The organism is Kitasatospora sp. MMS16-BH015, assembly GCF_002943525.1.
Classification (GTDB): Bacteria; Actinomycetota; Actinomycetes; order Streptomycetales; family Streptomycetaceae; genus Kitasatospora.
This window is the reverse complement of sequence record NZ_CP025394.1, coordinates 8,693,106-8,707,642: the sequence shown is the minus strand read 5'-3', so window position 1 is coordinate 8,707,642 and position 14,537 is coordinate 8,693,106. Positions and strand designations below refer to the sequence as shown.

Sequence of the window (14,537 nt, the reverse complement as noted above, 5' to 3'; positions counted from 1 at the left end):
GCTCCTTAGAAAGGAGGTGATCCAGCCGCACCTTCCGGTACGGCTACCTTGTTACGACTTCGTCCCAATCGCTGGTCCCACCTTCGACGGCTCCCTCCCAAGGGTTAGGCCACCGGCTTCGGGTGTTACCGACTTTCGTGACGTGACGGGCGGTGTGTACAAGGCCCGGGAACGTATTCACCGCAGCATGCTGATCTGCGATTACTAGCAACTCCAACTTCATGGGGTCGAGTTGCAGACCCCAATCCGAACTGAGGCCGGCTTTTTGGGATTCGCTCCGCCTCGCGGCATCGCAGCCCTTTGTACCGACCATTGTAGCACGTGTGCAGCCCAAGACATAAGGGGCATGATGATTTGACGTCGTCCCCACCTTCCTCCGAGTTGACCCCGGCAGTCTCCTGTGAGTCCCCATCACCCCGAAAGGCATGCTGGCAACACAGAACAAGGGTTGCGCTCGTTGCGGGACTTAACCCAACATCTCACGACACGAGCTGACGACAACCATGCACCACCTGTATACCGACCACAAGGGGGCGACTATCTCTAGCCGTTTCCGGTATATGTCAAGCCTTGGTAAGGTTCTTCGCGTTGCGTCGAATTAAGCCACATGCTCCGCTGCTTGTGCGGGCCCCCGTCAATTCCTTTGAGTTTTAGCCTTGCGGCCGTACTCCCCAGGCGGGGAACTTAATGCGTTAGCTGCGGCACCGACGACGTGGAATGTCGCCAACACCTAGTTCCCAACGTTTACGGCGTGGACTACCAGGGTATCTAATCCTGTTCGCTCCCCACGCTTTCGCTCCTCAGCGTCAGTAATGGCCCAGAGATCCGCCTTCGCCACCGGTGTTCCTCCTGATATCTGCGCATTTCACCGCTACACCAGGAATTCCGATCTCCCCTACCACACTCTAGCCTGCCCGTATCGAATGCAGACCCGGGGTTAAGCCCCGGGCTTTCACATCCGACGCGACAGGCCGCCTACGAGCTCTTTACGCCCAATAATTCCGGACAACGCTCGCACCCTACGTATTACCGCGGCTGCTGGCACGTAGTTAGCCGGTGCTTCTTCTGCAGGTACCGTCACTTGCGCTTCTTCCCTGCTGAAAGAGGTTTACAACCCGAAGGCCGTCATCCCTCACGCGGCGTCGCTGCATCAGGCTTTCGCCCATTGTGCAATATTCCCCACTGCTGCCTCCCGTAGGAGTCTGGGCCGTGTCTCAGTCCCAGTGTGGCCGGTCGCCCTCTCAGGCCGGCTACCCGTCGTCGCCTTGGTGGGCCGTTACCCCACCAACAAGCTGATAGGCCGCGGGATCATCCTGCACCGCCGGAGCTTTCCACCAACCCCCATGCGGAGGAAGGTCATATCCGGTATTAGACCTCGTTTCCAAGGCTTGTCCCAGAGTGCAGGGCAGATTTCCCACGTGTTACTCACCCGTTCGCCACTAATCCACTCCGAAGAGCTTCATCGTTCGACTTGCATGTGTTAAGCACGCCGCCAGCGTTCGTCCTGAGCCAGGATCAAACTCTCCGTGAATGTTTTCCGGACCAAGCCGGGTGACACTCGCGTTGAGCGGCACGGCAACCACCGGAATAGGGTGGCCCCGCGCACTGCGTCCTCGCTGTGTTTTGTTACTAAAGGAATCTCCAACCCCGATCCCGAAGGACCAAGGCCGGGGATGTCAACATATCTGGCGTTGACTTTTGGCACGCTGTTGAGTTCTCAAGGAACGGACGCTTCCTTCAAGCCGCTCTCGCAAGCTCTCCGGGCTTCGTTCGTTTCGTTCTTTCGTGTTTCCAGCTTAGCAGATGATTTCCGCTTCGCTTTCCACTCGATTTTCCCAGCCGGTCTGCGACCTGACGGCCCGTCCGAGGTTTCAAACCTTAGCCGATCCCCGCTCCGAAAAGCGAATCCGACCGCAATCCGATAAACGCACACGACAATTCAAGCCGAGGCGTGTCAGAAGACACGACTCCGCCGAGCAGAAGTGGTGGTTCAGGAGGATTGGCCGCTCCGGGACCGTCCACACTGACCGCGTGTCCGGTGCTCCCTGCCGAGCGACTAGAGAACACTACCCCTCCTCCGCCCCCAGCACCAAACGGCCGCCGCTCACGCTCCTCTCCATACGATCGGCCCTTGGTGGGAAAGGCTCAGGGCGCCATCCCCGGGTGGCGCACTCCGATGGCACCCGCCGTCGACCTCCGTAGATTGAGTGACAGTTCGATCACTCCTAGCTACCGGAGAGCTCCATGCGTGTTCGTAGTGCTGCCGCAGCGGCCACCTTGGTCGCGGCTGCCACCGTCCTTCCGTTCGCCTCGGCCGCCCAGGCCCACCCTCGAGCCGACGTGTACAACTGCTCGGACTTCGCGACTCAGCAGCAGGCCCAGGCCGTCCTGGACGCAGACCCCCCAGCGACCCGAACAAGCTGGACGAGAACGGCAACGGCATCGCCTGCGAGAGCCTGCCCAGCGGCAACACCGTCACGCCGACCGCTCCCTCTGCAGGCGGCTCGACCGCAGCGGGTGGCGGCTCCGCCACGACGACCACCCCCTCCACCACTGGTGGAACCGCAGCCACCGGTGCTCAGCCCACCGGCGCGGTGGCAGCCGGCTCGGCCACTCATATCGTCGATCACCGTGCGGCGGCCGGCCTGGCCGGTGGGGCCGTGGTGGCGGGTGGCGCAGCGGTGGTCGTGCTGCGGCGCAAGAACCGGGCTTCCAGCTGACGCCCGAATCGGCTCCGGAGGCGCAGGGAACGGCGGACCGCCGGCCCTGCGCCTCTCCGCCTGCACCGACCGTCGCCCCCACTGACGTCTCCACTGACGTCTCCACCGGCGCCCATCGGCTGAGCCACGGGCCGGACCGGCGCGAGCGGCGTTGGACTGTCGCCGCACTGGTGGTGGTCGGAGTGGTGCTGGCGGCGGGAGCGGTGAGTACGGCCACGGCGGAGGCGCCGCTCCCCCACCGGCTCACGGCCGGTCAGACCGTCGCCTCCGCCGGTCATGCCCCGGTGCCTGCGCCGGTGGCCGGCGCGGGCGACGCGGCGGCCCGCTCGGAGCCTCTGCGGATCCGCATCCCCGCGATCGAGGTGGACGCGCCCCTCACCGCCCTCGGTCTGGACGCCACCGGCGCCCTCCAGGTGCCGTCATCCCGGGAGCGCAACCTGGCCGGCTGGTACGGGGCCGGCGTCTCGCCGGGCGAGCGCGGTACGGCCGTCGTCACCGGGCACGTGGACACCGAGCAGGGCCCCGCCGTGTTCTTCCGGCTGGCCGAGCTGACTGCGGGTCAGCTGATCGCGGTCTCCCGTCGCGACGGCCACGACGCAGTCTTCGCCGTCGACACGGTCGAGGGCCTTCCCAAGGCCGGCTTTCCCAGCACCCGCGTCTACGCCTCCGCCGCCCGGCCCGAACTCCGCCTCATCACCTGCGGCGGCCGCTACGACCCCGCCGCCGGTGGCTACCAGGACAACACCGTCGTGTACGCCCACCTCATCCACGCAGGCTGAGCCCGTGGGCGAGCACCGGTCGGCGGAGAGGGGACAGCGGGTACCGATAAATGGGCTGACTCCCGACTGATGGCCCATTACGATCATGGGACTTGACGACGACCAGGCCGGATCTGGCGTTCTTTCAGCGATCGCTGCCGCATCCAACGGCTCCGGCCGCGGCTCCGGCCACGGAAGGAGCGCTTTGTCTCCCGTACGCCCGAATCGCCGTTCCCTGATAGCCGGTGGCCTGGCCGTGGCCGCCGCGGCTGCTGTCCCCATAGCGGTGTCCGCTCCCGCTGCGGTGGCTGCCGACCTAATGCCGATCACGCTGGCCGGGCCGAGCGGGCCGCTGCCCGTGGGTGCGGTGGAGCTGCACCTCGTCGACGCCGCGCGGACCGACCCCTGGTCGGGGCGGGCGCGTGAGGTGATGGTGACCGTGACGTACCCGGCCGCCGAGACGCGTGACCGCGCCGTCCTGCCCTGGCTGCCGGCCGGGGCCGGGCAGGCGCTCAAGGCCCGCTTCGGCGGGATGGTGGACGGCTATGCGCTGCCGCAGACCCACAGTGCCGCCGGCGCGCCCGTCCGGCCGGGGCGGCGGCCGGTACTGCTGCACTCGCCGGGGTACCAGGCGGACCGTACCTTCAACACCCTACTGATCGAGGACCTCGCCTCCTGGGGTTACGTGGTGGTGGCGGTCGACCATCCCTATGACTCGGGCGAGGTGGAGTTCCCGGACGGCCGGGTGGTCGTCACCGGGCCGGACGGTGCGAGTGACGCGGCTTCGGCCGCCGGGGTCGCGGTGCGCGAGGCCGATCTGCGTTTCGTGCTGGACCAGTTGGGCGTGCTGGCGCGCGGGGGCAACCCCGATGCGGCCGGGCGCCGGCTCCCGCGCGGGCTGTGCGGGGCGCTCGACCTGGAGCGGGTCGGTGTATTCGGGCACTCGCGGGGTGGTGCCGCGGCGGCCGCGGTGATGCACGCGGACGAGCGGGTGCTGGCCGGGGTCAACCTGGACGGCGCGGTGTTCGGGCCGGTGGCGCGGAGCGGGCTCGACCGGCCGTTCCTGCTGATGGACACTGCCGTCCACGACGGGCTGAAGCAGGATCCGACCTGGCCGCCCTTCTGGGCGCAGCTGACCGACTGGCGCCGCTGCCTGCGGCTGGCCGACGCCGCGCACAACAGCTTCACCGACCTCGTGGCGCTCGCCCCGCAGCTGCCCGCTCCGCTCGGCCCGATGCTTCAGGCCGGCTCCATCCCGGCGGACCGGGCGGTGGCCGCCGTCCGGGCGACCGTGCGGGCCTTCTTCGACCTCCAGCTGCGCGGGCGCAGCGAGGCCGGGCAGCTGCTCTGGGGCGCTTCCCCGCGCTTCCCGGAGATCGGGTACATCGCCGGCTGAGGCGGGAGCGCACACCGGAGGGCCGGGTCCGTCGCAGACGGGCCCGGCCCTCTCCGTGTGCTCAGGTCTCGGGCGGGGCCAGGCCGGCGGTGCGGGCGGCGAGGCCGGCCTGGGCGGTGAAGAGGCGGTCGCGGGTGGGCTGGTCGAGGGCGGCGAGGTGGCCGTAGGACTCCAGGGTGACGAAGCCGTGGACGGTGGCCCAGGCGAGCATGGTGGCCTCGGTGACGTCGGGCACCAGGGGGCGGCCGAGGCGGCCGAACTCGGCGGTGGCGGTGACCAGTTCAACCATGTGCTCCATGGCGCGGCGGGCGGCGACCACGGTGGGGCCGTCCTCGGGAGCGGCGTAGCCGGGCACCGGGGAGCCGAAGATGAGGGCGAAGCGCTCGGGGTACTGCTGGGCCCAGCTGCGGTAGGTGGTGCAGGCGGCCAGGAAGCGGGCGTCCAGGTCCTCGGGGGCGACGGTGTCGCGGGTCGCGGTGAGGGCGTCCGAGAGGCTGTCGTAGGAGTCGGCGACCAGGGCGGTGAGGAGTTCGTCGCGGTCGGCGTAGTAGCGGTAGAGCGCGGGCGGGGTCATCCCGAGGCTGCGGGCGATGTCGGTGAAGCGCAGGTTCGCGCTGCCGTGTTCGGCGATCAGGCCGAGGGCCGCCTGCTTGATCTCCTCGAGGGTGCCGGCCCGCAGCCGCTCCCGCCGGGTCGGGCCGGCGCCCGCCTCCGTCGTCCCACCCGTCATCGCGCCTCCATCGGTTCGGTGTGGCGCGCACGACGTTGACAGTCCGTACGCGTCGAGGGATACGTTACGCCTCATAACTGCGTTACGAGTCGTAACGCTTTCCGGTGACGCGGGGACACGTCCCGGAGCCGCTTTCCCGGGGCGGAGGCCCCGCACGACGCACGGAGGCCCCCATGTCCGAGGGACAACAGGCTCGACCCGGCCCGCTCGGCCGTATAGCCGGGTGGAGCTTCCGGCACCGGGGGCGGACGGTGCTGCTCTGGCTGCTCGCCGTCGGCGCGGCCTTCGGCCTCTCCGTCGGGCTCGGCGCGAAGTACAGCGCCGACTACAGCGCGCCCGGCTCGGACTCCAAGCAGGCCCAGCAGTTGCTCGCCCGGGACTTCCCGGGTCTCGGCGGCGACCAGATCAGCCTGGTGCTGCACGCCGACGGCGCCGTGACCGCCCCGGCCGTCCGGTCCGAAGTCGCGGCGCTGCTGAAGCAGTTGGCCGCCGTGCCGCACGTCGGCGGCATCGACGACCCGTACGGCCCGCGCGGCCGGGTCTCGCCGGACGGGCGCACCGCCCTCGGGCAGATCCACCTCGACGTGGCCAACGCGCCCGACATGCCGAAGGAGGACACCCACCGGCTGCTCGACCTCGCCGCGGCGACCGGCGGCGGGGTGCAGGTGCGGCTCGGCGGGATGGCCGTCCAGCAGGCCGAGCAGGGGTCGATCGGCTCGGAGGGGATCGGGATGGCGGCGGCCGCGCTGATCCTGGTGCTGACCTTCGGCTCGGTGGTGGCGGCCGGGCTGCCGCTGCTCACCGCGCTCGGCGGGCTGGCCGTCAGCAGCACGCTGCTGCCGGTGCTGGCGGCGGTCATGCCGGTGCCCGACTGGTCGACCTCGCTGGCCGCGATGCTGGGCATCGGCGTCGGGATCGACTACGCGCTGCTGCTGGTCACCCGCTACCGCGAGTGGCGGGCCGAGGGGCTGGACTCCGAGCGGGCCACCGTGGCCGCGCTGGACACCGCCGGGCGGGCCGTGGTGGTGGCCGGGCTGACCGTGGTGGTCAGCATGCTGGGGCTCTTCGCGATGGGGCTCTCCTTCATGCGCGGTGCGGCCGTGGCCGCGATCCTCTCCGTCCTGGTGGTGCTGGCCGCCTCCGCGACGCTCTTCCCCGCCCTGCTCGGCTACCTCGGCCGGCACATCGAGCGCCTGCGGCTGCCACTGCCCCGGCGTCGTGGCGCCGAACACACCGTGGGCGCGGGCTGGCTGCGCTGGAGCCGGCTGGTCGAGCGCCACCGCCTGCTCGGCGCCCTGATCGGCACCGCCTTGCTGCTCGCCCTGGCCGCGCCCTTCCTCGGCGTGCGCTTCGGCTTCCCCGACGCGGGCAACGACCCGGCCGGGCGCTCCAACCGGCAGGCGTACGACACCGTGGCGGCCGGCTTCGGGCCCGGCAGCAACGGTCCGCTGCTGCTGGTCGCCGAACTCACCAACGGAAAGGGCTCGGTGGCCGGTCTGCCCGCCGCGCTGCGCGCCGTGCCCGGGGTGGTGGCCGTGACCCCGCCGGTGCCGAGCGCCGACGGCCGGTCGCAGCTGCTGACCGTCGTCCCGGCCACCGGGCCGCAGGACACCGCCACCAAGACGCTGGTCCGCACCCTGCGCGAGCAGGTGCTGCCCACCGCCGCCGGGCCCGGAGCGCGGGTCCACGTCGGCGGGGCGACGGCCGCCGCGATCGACTCCACCGAGAACATCGCCCGCCGGATCCCGCTGCTGGTCGGCGGCGTGGTCACCGTCTCGATGCTGCTGCTGATCGTGGCCTTCCGCAGCCTGGCCGTGGCGCTCAAGGCCGCCGTGATGAACCTGCTCTCGGTCGGCGCCGCCTACGGCGTGGTCGCCCTCGTGCTCCAGGGCGGTACGGCGGGCCGGCTGATCGGGATCGACAACCCCACCCCGCTGCCGGCCTTCGTGCCGGTGCTCACCTTCGCGGTGCTCTTCGGGCTCTCGATGGACTACGAGGTGTTCCTGGTCAGCCGGATGCGCGAGGCCTGGCTGCGCTCGGGCGACAACGCCGAGTCGATCGTCACCGGCCTGGCCGGCACCGCCCGGGTGATCACGGCGGCGGCGGCCATCATGGTCGCGGTCTTCGCGGCCTTCGTGCCCTCCCCCGACCTCCCGATCAAGGTGATCGGGGTCGGCATGGGCTCGGCCATCCTGATCGACGCCACGCTCGTCCGGCTGCTCCTGGTGCCGGCCGTGATGCACCTGCTCGGCAACGGCAACTGGTGGCTCCCGGCCTGGCTCGACCGCCGCCTGCCCCAACTCCACGTCGAGGGCCACACCGAGCACTACCGGCCCCCGGCCGCCGAGCAGCCCCGCTCCCCCGCCGCGGTGGGCTGAGGCCCGCCCAGATGGGAAGCCCGACGGCCCCAGCGCTCGGCAGCCCGAACGCCCGGCAGCCCGAAGGCCCGCCCGCTCAACGGGCCGAGCTCAGGTGCGCGAACACCACGGTGTTCGCCTCGTACCCCGTGCGGCGGTCGAACCGGCCGCCGCAGGTGATGATCCGCAGCTCGGCCCGCTCGGTGGCGCCGTAGACCAGCCCGTCCGGGAAGTCCTTCTTCGGGAGCACCCGGACGGAGTCCACGGTGAACACCGCCGTACGGCCGTCGGTGCGCGCCACCTGCACGGCGTCGCCGGGCCGGAGCAGCCCGAGCCGGTAGAACACGGCCGGGCCGCTGCGGTTGTCGGCGTGGCCGACCAGGATCGCGTTGCCGGCCGCGCCGGGTGCCGGGCCCTCCCGGTACCAGCCGGCCAGATTGCGCTGCTCCATCGGCGGGGTTTCCAACTGCCGTGCGGCGCCGAGCCCGAGGGCGCTCACCGGGGCGTCCACCCTGATCGCGGGGATCCGGATCCGGGTCGGCGCAGCAGCCGGCAGCGGCGGCACGGTGGGCGCCGGCGACGCGGCCGAGGGGCCGTCGCCCTGCTGCGCGGGCGGCGCGGCGGCCGCCGGCGGGCCACCGGGCCCGGCCACCCCGTCGTGCACCAGCCAGCCACCGCCGGCCGCCAATGCGAGTGCCACGGCCCCGGCCCGCCACCGGCGCAACGCCCGGCGGCGAGCCCGGGCCCGGCGATCAGGAAGCGGCACTGCGCCCGGGACGGCGGCGCAGCGCCCGCACCCCGAGGGCCACCGCACCCGCCAACAGGCCGACCCCGCCCAGCACTTCACCCGTGTCCGGCCCTGAGGTACCGCCGCCGCCGGTGCCGACGCCGCCGTGCGGGCCGGCGGAGGGGGCCGAGCCGCCGGGCGCGGCCGCCGTGGACCCGCCCGAGGAGGGCGAGGGCGAAGGCGCGGGCGGGCCGGAGGGCTTGGGCGGGCCCGAGGGGGTCGGTGTCGGCTTGCCTGCGGCGCAGTCGACCTGGAAGGTCTTCTGCTTGGCCTCGCCGCTCTCCCCGACGAAGGTCCACGCCAGCTTGTAGTGGCCGTCCGGGAGGGTGTACGTCGGAGTCGCACCGGCGCCGGTGGTCAGCACGATCGACCCGGCCAGCACCTGGGCGGTGCCGGTGGGCGGCTGCTGGGAGATCGTCCAGCTGACCAGCTGCACGGTGTCGAAGGCGAAGGCGTCCAGGTAGAACGTGCAGGCCTTGGGGTCGTCGTTCCGGCTGGTCGAGGCCGTGGTGCTGTCGTGCACCTTGACGTCGCCGTTGTCGCCGGGCGCGGCGCTGGCCACCGGGCCGGTGGCCAGCGCGAGCGCGAGGCCCGCTGCGGCCGCCGTCACCGCCCGGCGGCGGGCCGGGGAGGACGCGAGGAAAGGGGTACGCACAGCAGGCCGCTCCGGTCTCCGGGGCCGCCGCCGAGCCGGGCGGCCGTCCCGCCACCGTCAGACCGGCCCCACGCAGGGCCCGGGCGCCACGCCTGGCGGGCGCCCGCACACCCCCCGGACGGCCCAGTCATCCTGACACTCCGTGACCGTCCGGGGTCGCTCACGTCGCGTATCGCGCAGCGGCTCCGCACGCCCCGGGCTGCGGCGGCCGGCCTGGCACCGGCCTCCGAGGGGTGCCCGGCGAAGACGCGGCTCACCAGGCGGACGTGCTCGGCCGTGCGGGCGAAGGCCGGGGCCGGCAGGCGGGCGAACAGCTCCGGCTAGGGCATCTCGCGGGGCCGGCGATCCACGCCTCGGTGGTCCGGCCGGCCCGGGCGCGGGCGGTCGGGAGCCCGGCGCCCGCCTCGAGCTCCGCGCTCCGTCAGCTCCCGTCGACCGGGCGCCGGCATCAGTTCGCCGCATCCGCCGCCGGGGTCAGGGCCCGGTACCGGCCTCGGGTGGGAAGAGTCGGCTCAGCAACTGGTGCAGGGTCTGCCGGTCCGGCTCGGCCAGCCCGTCCAGCCCGCTGAGGGTGGTGCGCAGCTCGGCCCGGATCTCCCGGACGGTCCGCTCGCCCTGCTCGGTCAGGCCGACCCGCTTGACCCGCCGGTCGGCGGGGTCGGGCTCGCGGCGGGCCAGGCCGTGCGCCTCCAGCCGGTCGACGATGCCGGTGACGTTGGACGCGTCGCAGGCCAGCAGCTCGGCGAGGGTGCGCATCGGTACGGGGGTGCGGAGCAGGCTGAGCACCTTGCCCTGCATCAGGGTGAGGCCGCGCGCCGCCGCCACGGTGGCGAAGCTGCGGTAGTACCCGGCGGCGGCCCGGGCGAGTTGGTCCATCAGGTCGACGGAGGTGGGTGCGGTGGGCGGGGCGAGGCCGGTCATGGGTCGAGTGTAGGCAGCATTGGTTGACAACCTCAAGGATCTCGGCCTACCGTCGAGAATTACTTGAGGTCATCAATCATCGAAGCTCTCAACCCGTTCTGGAGCACCACCATGACCACCGCCCCTGTCGCCGAAGCCGCCCTCGACGCCGCCGCCCTCGTGGCCCGGCTGCGCACCACCTTCCGGTCCGGCCGCACCAAGCCGCTCGCCTGGCGGCTCGACCAGCTGCGGGCGCTGCGCGCGCTGCTCACCGAGCAGTCCGAGGAGTTCCTGGCCGCGCTCCACAGCGACCTGGGCAAGGGCCCCACCGAGGCGTACCGCACCGAGGTGGCCTTCACCGTCAACGAGATCGACCACACCCTGGCGCACCTCGAGGAGTGGTTGCGCCCGAAGCCGGCCGGGGTGCCCGAGGCCTTCCGGCCCGCCGAGGCCCGGGTGGTCCGCGACCCGCTCGGCGTGGTGCTGGTCATCGCCCCCTGGAACTACCCGCTCCAGCTGGCCCTCGCCCCGCTGGTGGGCGCCCTGGCCGCCGGCAACGCGGCCGTGGTCAAGCCCAGCGAGCTCGCCCCCGCCACCTCGGCGGCCATCGCCCGCCTGCTGCCCCGCTACCTCGACCCGGCGGCCGTCGCGGTGGTCGAGGGCGCCGTCCCGGAGACCACGGCGCTGCTGGCGCAGCGCTTCGACCACGTCTTCTACACCGGCAACGGTGCGGTCGGCCGGATCGTGATGGCCGCCGCCGCCAAGCACCTCACCCCCGTCACCCTCGAGCTCGGCGGCAAGAGCCCAGTGCTGGTCGATCCCGGGGCTGACCTGGCCGTCACCGCGCAGCGGATCGTCCGGGGCAAGTTCCTCAACGCCGGCCAGACCTGCGTGGCCCCCGACTACGTGCTGGCCGTCGGTGACACCGCCGCCGCGCTGGAGGCCGAGCTGGCCGCCGCCGTCCGCGCGGCCCACGGCGAGGACCCGGCCGCCGACCCGGAGTACGGGCGGATCGTCAACGAGCGCCACTTCGACCGGCTCACCGGCCTGCTCGGCGAGGGGCGCCTGGTCACCGGCGGCGAGCAGGACCGGGCCGGCCGCTACCTGGCGCCCACCGTGCTGGCCGACGTGTCGCCGGAGGCGCCCGTGATGCAGGAGGAGATCTTCGGGCCGATCCTGCCCGTCCTCGCCGTGCCCGACCTGGACGCGGCGATCGCCTTCGTCAACGAGCGCGAGAAGCCCCTCGCGCTCTACGCCTTCACCGAGTCCGAGCAGACCAAGCAGCGGCTCGCCGAGGAGACCTCCTCCGGCGCCCTGGTCTTCGGCCTGCCGGTCTCCCACCTGGCCGTGCCCGAGCTGCCCTTCGGCGGGGTCGGCGAGAGCGGCATGGGCCGCTACCACGGCGAGTACTCGATCGACACCTTCAGCCACCTCAAGGCGGTGCTCGACAAGCCGCTCGGCTGATCGGCTGAGCGGAGCCCGGCAGGTCGCCTCACCCCAGGTCGAAGGTGTTGGGCAAGCCGAGCGCGTAGCGGGCCTCGTCGACCAGCTTGAGCGGCTCCAGCTCGGGCGGGCGGAAGAGCGGCCAGACCCGGCAGCGCTCGGCCGTCGAGCCGTCGGCGTCCAGCAGGGCGTTGACGGCTCGGCGGGCGGATTCGTTGGCGCCCTCCATGGTGGCCAGGTCGACCTCGGTGCGGACGTAGTCGCCGGCCAGGAAGAAGTTGGGCACCGCCGTGGCGGCCGAGGGGCGGTGGTGGAGGGTGCCGGCCGGGTGGACCAGCAGCTGCTCGCGGTTGGCGGGCGTCGGGCCGCCCAGGCCGGTGACGGCCTGGTCGAGGAACCAGGAGTGCAGGTCCTCGTCCCGCAGCCACTGGGCGCCCGGGCGGTTGTAGCCGCGCTTGCACTGGGCCCAGACCTCCCGGGCCACCTCCTCCCGGGTGCACTCCTTGGCCGTCTTCCCGTACAGGATCCCGGGCCGGTCCCACTCCGAGATGCAGACCGAGAGGCAGTCCCGCACCGTCCCGTCCCCGTAGGTGGCCGCGAAGTCCCGGCTCCAGAACTGCGCCTGGTTGACGGTGGTGACCGACCACGGGGAGTCCAGGCAGGCCGCGTGGCCGTGCACCAGCCGCACCGGGCGGCGCAGGTAGTACTGGATGCCGGTCATCCAGTCGGTGCCGATCGCGTCGCAGCGCGCCAGCTGCGGGTCGGCGGCGCGCAGCTCCGGGCCCCAGGTGGCCCGGGCGTGCTCCACCGGCAGGGCGCTGAGGTAGTGGTCGGCCCGCACCGCCTCGGGGGTGCCGCCGCCGGCCGGGGCCACCTCGACCCCGGTGACCAGGCCGCCGCCGTACCGGACCTCCTTGACCTCCGTCCCGATCCTGAACTCCACGCCCAGCGCGGTGAGATGGGCCACCCAGGGGTCGATCCACGCCTCGCTGGTGGGGCCGTTCAGCACCCGGTCGGGCTCGCCGTCCACGCCGCGGCCGAGCAGGCCGTTCAGCAGGAAGGCCTCGACGATGGTGCGGGCCACCGTGCGGGTGCTGGCCTGCTCGGCCTTGGTGGCCACGATGTCCCGGGTCAGGCCCACGCCGAGCAGGCGCTGGTAGTCGTGCGACATCCGCTCGGCCCGGATGAACTCCCACCAGGGCACCCGCTCCCACTGCTGCTCGCGGCGCAGGTCGCAGCTGGTCAGGTGCACCAGCACCCGCTCCACGAAGTAGGCCAGCTCCTCGGCGGGCAGGTGGAACGCCTCGTCCAGCGCCCCGGCCAGGGTGCGGCGCAGCGCCTCCGGCGCGAGGTCGCCCGGGTCGAGCGGGCGGGTGAGGGTCTGGAAGGGGACCAGCAGCCCGGGGCGCGGGGCGTCGAAGGCGAGCAGCGCCTGGGTGGAGTCGCGCAGGTTGTCGTGCACGCCGCCGGGGTTGCCGGGGTACGGGATCCGGCGCAGCGTGTCGGGCAGGTTCCGGTAGAAGCCGGGGAAGAACCGGAAGCCGTGCTCGCCCGGCAGGGCCCGGCGCCCGCCGGTGGCGCTGCCGGGCACGTCCATGCTGCGGGCCTTGCCGCCCAGGACGGGGTAGTACTCGTACACCGTCACCCGGTAGCCGCGCTCGGCCAGTTCCTGCGCCGCGCTCAGCCCGGAGACCCCGCCGCCGAGCACCGCCACCGTCCGCCCGGCCGCACCCCGTCCCGCCGCGCCGGCCCGCCCGGCTGGTCCGGCGGCCACCACGGCGCCGCCGAGCGCAGTCCCGCCCAGCGCAGTCCCGCCCAGCGCGGCGGCCCGGGCGAGGAACTGCCGCCGCGTCCGCCTGCCCAGCGTCTCTCCAGCCGTCATCCGAACCTCCGCCCGTTCGGCCGCCCTCCCCGGGCGGGGCGGCCCCGGTCTGCAAACGACCCGGGCCCGGCGCGGTCACCGTGGGCCGGCGGTCTCCAGGGCGGCGGTGACGGTGGCCAGGGTGGCCGCGGCGGATTCGCCGGTGAGGTAGAAGTGCCCGCCGGGGAAGGCGTGCTGGGTGGCGGGGCCGGTGGTGACGGCGCGCCAGCGGGCCAGGTCGGCGGCGGTGTAGTGGTCATCCTCGCCGCCGAGGATGGTGAGCGGGCAGGTCAGCGGCGGGCCGCTGGGCGGGTCCTGGTGGTAGGAGTCGCAGAGGGTGTAGTCGGCACGCAGCACCGGCAGCACGAGTTGGAGCAGCTCGGGCTCGGCCAGCACCTCCTCGGAGGTGCCGCCCATCCGCCGCAGGTCCGCCACGAAGTCCTCGTCGCTCCACTCGGCCCGGCCCGGCTTCACCGGTACGGTGCCGGGGCCGCCGCAGCCGCTCAGCAGCAGGTGCTCCGGGCCGGGGTCGCCCAGCCGGGCGGCCGTGACGGCCAGGCCGTGGGCGAACAGCGCGCCCATGCTGTGGCCGAACAGCGCGTACGGCCCGTCGAGCCCGGGCCGGATCGCCGCGTACAGCGCGGCCAGCGCCGCCTGGTAGTCCGTCAGGCGCGGCTCGCCGTAGCGGTTCTCCCGGCCCGGCAGGTGGACGGCCCGCAGCTCGATCTCCGCCGGCAGCCCGGCGGCCCAGCTCCGGTAGAAGTACGGGCCGGCCCCGGCCGGCGGCAGGCAGTACAGCCGCAGCCCCGCCCCGGGCCGGGGCACGGGGATCTGCAGCCAGGGGGTGACGGGCGCGGTGGTCATGGGCACTGGTCCTTGCTGTTCCTCCCGGGAGCGGAACTGGAGCGGATGCGGATGCGGACGGCGGGT

At 72.7% G+C, this 14,537-nt stretch carries 10 protein-coding genes and 1 rRNA gene; 4 read left to right on the top strand and 7 right to left on the bottom strand.

Annotated features, from left to right (window positions below):
* Positions 1 to 9: 9 nt before the first annotated feature.
* A 16S ribosomal RNA gene (locus CFP65_RS37450) occupies positions 10 to 1,531 on the bottom strand.
* Positions 1,532 to 2,923: 1,392 nt separating this feature from the next.
* Between CFP65_RS37450 and CFP65_RS39520 the strand changes: the two genes are divergently transcribed.
* A complete protein-coding gene (locus CFP65_RS39520; RefSeq protein WP_254552772.1) occupies positions 2,924 to 3,499 on the top strand; it encodes a class F sortase in 576 nt (191 codons plus the stop codon).
* Positions 3,500 to 3,782: 283 nt separating this feature from the next.
* Positions 3,783 to 4,874 carry a lipase gene (locus CFP65_RS37435; protein ID WP_254552771.1) on the top strand — a complete coding sequence of 364 codons (1,092 nt, stop codon included), beginning with the start codon at positions 3,783 to 3,785 and terminating at the stop codon, positions 4,872 to 4,874.
* 61 nt (positions 4,875 to 4,935) lie between these two features.
* Here the strand turns inward: CFP65_RS37435 and CFP65_RS37430 are convergent, their stop codons facing one another.
* Positions 4,936 to 5,604 carry a TetR/AcrR family transcriptional regulator gene (locus CFP65_RS37430; RefSeq protein ID WP_158702563.1) on the bottom strand — a complete coding sequence of 223 codons (669 nt, stop codon included), beginning with the start codon at positions 5,602 to 5,604 and terminating at the stop codon, positions 4,936 to 4,938.
* A gap of 173 nt (positions 5,605 to 5,777) precedes the next feature.
* Between CFP65_RS37430 and CFP65_RS37425 the strand changes: the two genes are divergently transcribed.
* A complete protein-coding gene (locus tag CFP65_RS37425; protein ID WP_104820341.1) occupies positions 5,778 to 7,982 on the top strand; it encodes an MMPL family transporter in 2,205 nt (734 codons plus the stop codon).
* Between the two features lie 76 nt (positions 7,983 to 8,058).
* Here the strand turns inward: CFP65_RS37425 and CFP65_RS37420 are convergent, their stop codons facing one another.
* The 3 genes from CFP65_RS37420 to CFP65_RS37410 all read right to left on the bottom strand — a co-directional run bounded on the left by CFP65_RS37420 (position 8,059) and on the right by CFP65_RS37410 (position 10,324).
* The gene (locus tag CFP65_RS37420; RefSeq protein WP_254552770.1) at positions 8,059 to 8,661 is read right to left on the bottom strand and encodes a class F sortase; all 603 of its coding nucleotides are present in this window, start codon (positions 8,659 to 8,661) and stop codon (positions 8,059 to 8,061) included.
* A 52-nt stretch (positions 8,662 to 8,713) separates the two neighbouring features.
* Positions 8,714 to 9,403: a hypothetical protein gene (locus CFP65_RS37415; protein WP_104820339.1), complete on the bottom strand. Its 690-nt coding sequence runs from the start codon at positions 9,401 to 9,403 to the stop codon at positions 8,714 to 8,716.
* 474 nt (positions 9,404 to 9,877) lie between these two features.
* Entirely contained in the window at positions 9,878 to 10,324 is a 447-nt protein-coding gene (locus CFP65_RS37410) for a MarR family winged helix-turn-helix transcriptional regulator (RefSeq protein ID WP_104820338.1), read from the bottom strand.
* Between the two features lie 78 nt (positions 10,325 to 10,402).
* Between CFP65_RS37410 and CFP65_RS37405 the strand changes: the two genes are divergently transcribed.
* On the top strand, positions 10,403 to 11,767 hold the full coding sequence (locus tag CFP65_RS37405; protein WP_305778281.1) for an aldehyde dehydrogenase family protein: 1,365 nt from the start codon (positions 10,403 to 10,405) through the stop codon (positions 11,765 to 11,767).
* A gap of 28 nt (positions 11,768 to 11,795) precedes the next feature.
* Here CFP65_RS37405 and CFP65_RS37400 read toward each other — a convergent pair whose 3' ends face one another.
* On the bottom strand, positions 11,796 to 13,628 hold the full coding sequence (locus tag CFP65_RS37400) for an FAD-dependent oxidoreductase (RefSeq protein WP_104820336.1): 1,833 nt from the start codon (positions 13,626 to 13,628) through the stop codon (positions 11,796 to 11,798).
* 75 nt (positions 13,629 to 13,703) lie between these two features.
* Positions 13,704 to 14,471 carry a thioesterase II family protein gene (locus tag CFP65_RS37395; protein WP_104820335.1) on the bottom strand — a complete coding sequence of 256 codons (768 nt, stop codon included), beginning with the start codon at positions 14,469 to 14,471 and terminating at the stop codon, positions 13,704 to 13,706.
* Positions 14,472 to 14,537: the final 66 nt, after the last annotated feature.